This window comes from Kocuria marina, from assembly GCA_014652975.1.
Lineage (GTDB): Bacteria > Actinomycetota > Actinomycetes > Actinomycetales > Micrococcaceae > Kocuria > Kocuria marina.
Window position 1 is genome coordinate 364,060 of record BMZV01000002.1, and the last position, 4,488, is coordinate 368,547.

A 4,488-nucleotide genomic window follows, 5' to 3' on the forward strand; every position below is an offset into this window, starting at 1 on the left:
GGGGGGGGGTGGGTAGCCGTCCGGGGGACGTCTTCATTCAATTCACCATACCGCGTGGATGCCTGCTGGGCGATCACCCGCCACGTCCTGTGTGCGACCACCCAGTCCCGTCCGGCGTTCGCGAGGCGTTCGCGGCGCTCGGGGTCCCGGGCCAGGCCGAACAGTGTCTCGGCAAGGGTGTCCGGGTCCTCGGGCGGTGTGAGCAGCCCGGTCTCGTCGTGGCGCACGCTCTCGCGCAGGGCGGGCAGATCACTTGCGACCACGGCGGTGCGCGCAGCCATGGCCTCGACCGGCTTCAGGGGGGTCACCGCGCGGGTCACGGAGCGGTCCTTGCGCGGGATCACAAAGACGTCCAAGGCCGCGGTGTACTGCGGTGCGAGGGTTCGGTCCACGCGGCCGGTGAAGGTCACGACGTCCTCGAGACCGAGCTCGCGGGCCCACCGCTGCAGGGTGGGGCGGGCCACGCCGTCCCCCACCACGAGCACCGCCAGGGACGGCATGTGCGGGCGCAGTTGGGCCGCGGCGCGCAACAGGTCATCAATGCCCTCGTAGTCCACCACGGAGGTCACGGTGCCGATCAGAAACGTCTCCTGGGCGAGGCCCAGGGCGGCGCGGGCGTCGTGTCGGGACGGTGCGTTCTCCACGAGGGCCCCGCCCACGGCGTTGGGGGCCAGGTCCACGCGCAGGGGGTTTTCGGAGGCGGATGCCGGTGTAGGCAGCTCCTCGAGTCGCCGGGCCATTTCCGTGCCCAGCGTCACGGTGCGGTCCGCGGTGGTCACGGCCCACGCCTCGCGAGCCTGGAAGCGCTCGTAGCGCTCGGACGTGAGGGCCTCCGGCGGGCGGGTCGCGGCCCACGTGTCCGCGAGGAGTCCGCGAACCTCGTAGACCCACGGGATATCCAAAGCCTGGGCCACCGCGTGTACGGCCAATGCGTTGACATAGTGGCTCGTGGCGTGCAGGACAGCGGGCCGCGTGCGCAGCGCGAGCTCCAGCAGCGCGTGCGCGTGTTGCTGCACACGTCCCGTGGCGGTCGCGGCCAGCCGCCGCGGGAGCACGCGGTGGTACGGGATGCCGTCCACGACGTCTGTGTGGCGGGCGAGCACCTTGCCCACCTGCACGGGGTACCCCGGGCGGGTCATGGCGTGGACGTCCCACCCCTCGTCCCGCAGCGCGGTGAGGTACGAGTGCGAGCGCTGCGCGTAGCCGCTCGTGGTGTGTGGCAGGGAGTTGGTCACGGCGTAGAGCACGGTGCGGTCCCTGGGCAGATAATCGCGTACAGGTTCCAGCCGCGGGAAGAAGTCGCCCAGCAGGTCCCGCTCGGCGACCAGGCGGCGCGCGAGGGCTCGTTCACCGCGGGTGGCCCGCCGGAGGGCCTCGGCGTCGCCCAGCACCTCCACGGCGCGGTCCACGTTGCCGTGGTACCACTCGAGGCGCGCGCGGGTCGCGGCTGCTCCCGGATGGTCGGCGGGGATCGCGGCGAGTAAGCGCGCGGCGAGCTCGGTGTCCCCCATGCTCAGGGCCACTTCCGCACCGCCGCGTAACGACGCCGATGTGTCCCCGTTCCTGCTCCCCCGCGCCAGGGAGCTCAGCGCCGTTCTCGGCCGCGGCGGGCCCGGACGCGTCTGGTCCGGCCCTGCGTGTTCCCGGTGCTCGTGACCCGGGTCCTGCGTCGTGAGCTCCGAATCCCCTGCAGAGGCGAGGGCGCGGGAGAGGGCGGCGCGAGCGGCGTCGTCGTCCCCCAGGACATGCAGGGCGGTGGCCCGGGCGGCGAGACAACGCGGGCCGGGGACCCGTGAGAGGATGCGGGCCGCGGGGGTGACCCAGCGCCGCGGCAACCGGCGGGAGACCTGCAACCAGAAGACCACGGGGTCGTCGGTGACGTGCTGGCCGATCGTGCGAGCCGTGAGCCACGCGTTGACCGCGAGTTCACGGGACCGTTCGCGGCGCCGTGAACTCATGAGGCCATCCGCTCGACGCCACCGAGGCTCCCGCCCTCGACGCCGCGCGTGACGGCACGCAGCACCCTGCCCAGGCGGGGCAGCACGCCCTGACCGCACACGCGGGAATACTCGCGGACGGTGGCGCGCAGGTATTGGTCGTACTGCACGGACAGGTCCGCGTAGTCCGCGTTGTGCCGCACCCATTCCCGGCCGGACCCACTGGGGACCAGGCGCGAACGGTCGGCCTCGAGCGCGCGCCACAGCGCGGCGATCTGCTCGGGATCGGAGGCCACGATGTCCCCCTCGCCCGCGTCGGTGAGCACGTGGGCGGCCTCGCCGCGAACGACCGCGGTGATGTGCCGGCCCACGGCGAGCACCTCGTAGGTCTTGGAGGGGATGGTGTCCTCGAACGACTTCCAGTCGTCACGCAGGGAGATCACGACCGAATCCGCGTCGCGATAACGCTCGAACACGCGCTCGCGGTACTCCGGGGGCAGGAACTCCACGTTGGCGCCGAGCCGGTGCGCCAGCTGCTGCAGTGCGGGCTTGCGGCTGCCGTGACCCACGAGTGTGAGACGGACCGAGTCCCCGGCCAGGTGGGCGGCGCGGATGAGCCGGTCCAGGGACTGGGACTCGCCGTGGTTGCCCAGGTACAGCACCCGCAGCCCGCGCCGTCGTGCCGGAGGCGGGGGCAGCTGCGGTGTGCGCTCCAGGAGGATGCCGTTGCGCACCGTGACCACGTTGTGCACCCCTCGTTCGCGCAGGGTGCGCGCGAAACCCTGGGTCACCGTGACCACGAGGTCCGCGCGGTTCTGCACGTACACCACGGCGCGGTTGACCACGGACTTGGACCCGCCCCGCACCAGGGAGGCGTCCTCGGCCAGGTTGGGCCACGCGTCCCGCATCTCCACGACCAGGGGGATCCCCTTGACGCGCGCCACGAGCAACGCGGACGCCAGCAACGGTAACGACGGCGCCGTGACCACCACGATGTTTTGGCGGCCCGTGAACAGCCCGCGCCCCACGGACGCGGCCGCGCTCACGAGCTGGTCCAGCAACTTCCCGGCACGATTGTCCCCGAGGAACACGTAGGGCACCCGGTAGATGTGTTCACCCAGGAACCCCGCCTGCCGCCGCCACGCCCGACCGCGCGTCTGCGTCGAGTAGTCCGGGCCCGCCCCGTAGTGCGCCACGGGACACACCACGGACACGGTCCACCCCCGCTCCCGCAGGTGGCTCACGAGCGAGTACCACCGCCGCTGGGGCGGCGAGTGCTCAGGCCAGTAGGAACTGGCCATGAGCAGCACCCTCAACGGAGGCTGGTCACCCGGTGAGGTACCGGTTGCGGGGGGTTGTGTGCGGTTCATGGGCCTCTCGCGGGGGGGTCACGAGTCGGGATGGGTGGGGGAGGTCGAGCGGTTACTGGCCTTGCTGGTCCAGGGACGTGGCGTACTGGTCCAGGGTGCCGTCGGAGATGGCTTTGCCGATCCGTTGCATGGCGTCGGTGTCCGCGACGATGATCGACTGGCCGTCCGCGGAGGTGCCCACGCCGTTGTTGGGCACCGTAAACATGTGGATGTCACTGCTGCTCAGGCCCACGAGCTTGGGGGCCTGTTGGGCGATCCACCCGGAGGTGAGGCCGTCACTCACGGTCAGGTACGGGGAGATCTCCTTGACCACCTCGTTGAGTTTCAGCGGATTGGTCAGGGTGCCGGCGCTGACAAGCTTGTTGATCATGGCCTGCAGGTACGCGCGCTGATTGCGCACCCGCTGGTAGTCACCGTCCGAGAACGCATAGCGCTCCCGCACGAACGCGAGCGCCTGTTCCCCGCTCAGCTCCTGGGGCCCGGCCTCGAAGCGGTGTCCGTCCTGGGAGGTGAAGGCCTCGGGGACGTTGACCGTTACCCCGCCCAGGGCGTTGGTGAGGCCCTCGAAGCCCGCGAAGTCCACGAGCGCGACCTCGTCCACGCGGGTCCCGAAGTTCTGCTCGATGGTCTCGACCATGAGCGGCATCCCGCCGTGGTCCAGGGCGGCGTTGATCTTGGACTCCCCCACCCCGGGGATGTCCACCCACGTGTCGCGCATGATGGACATGACGTACATCTGCCCCCCGTCCTCGGGGATGTGCAGCAGCATGATGGAGTCCGCGCGGGAGCCGGTGACGTTGGGGTCCACACCGTCGGGGCGCTTGTCCGAACCCAGGAGCAACACGGTGGTGCCGGCGTCCTGGGCGGAGCCCTTGGCCGGGCGGGCCGACTCCTCGGGGAATGCCGATTCCAGGGTCGAGGCCCCACGATCGAAGTTGCGACCCAGGTTCCACACGAACAGACCGGCGACCACGCCCACCACCAGCAGGAGGGCCAGCACCGTGAGCAGGATGTTGCGTCCGGTGTGTTTTCCGCGCGGGCGGGACTGTTCTTCGTCGAACTCGAACTGGTTCATGGACACGTGGCACTCCGTGGGTGGGGGGGTCGGAATCGAGCGACACTCACCGGACAACGCTGCCGCCACGGCGACGCTGGGGATCACGTCCCGGGGGGGGGGGGGG

General features: G+C 70.9%; 3 protein-coding genes. All 3 read right to left on the bottom strand.

Annotation, left to right across the window (positions count from 1 at the left end; genetic code table 11):
- Positions 1-1,958: glycosyltransferase family 4 protein (locus IE157_RS06780; RefSeq protein WP_193519507.1), on the bottom strand; the 1,958-nt coding region annotated here is incomplete at its 3' end.
- A complete protein-coding gene (locus IE157_RS06785; RefSeq protein ID WP_318281364.1) occupies positions 1,955-3,238 on the bottom strand; it encodes a glycosyltransferase family 4 protein in 1,284 nt (427 codons plus the stop codon). The genes IE157_RS06780 and IE157_RS06785, both read right to left, overlap by 4 nt.
- 121 nt (positions 3,239-3,359) lie before the next feature.
- The gene (locus IE157_RS06790; RefSeq protein ID WP_240505726.1) at positions 3,360-4,382 is read right to left on the bottom strand and encodes an LCP family protein; all 1,023 of its coding nucleotides are present in this window, start codon (positions 4,380-4,382) and stop codon (positions 3,360-3,362) included.
- Between the last annotated feature and the right edge of the window lie 106 nt (positions 4,383-4,488).

Excerpts from the sequence above, each read along its gene's own strand:
- IE157_RS06785 (WP_318281364.1), bottom strand. The coding sequence starts at position 3,238 with ATGGCCAGTTCCTACTGGCCTGAGCACTCGCCGCCCCAGCGGCGGTGG.
- IE157_RS06790 (WP_240505726.1), bottom strand. The coding sequence starts at position 4,382 with ATGAACCAGTTCGAGTTCGACGAAGAACAGTCCCGCCCGCGCGGAAAA.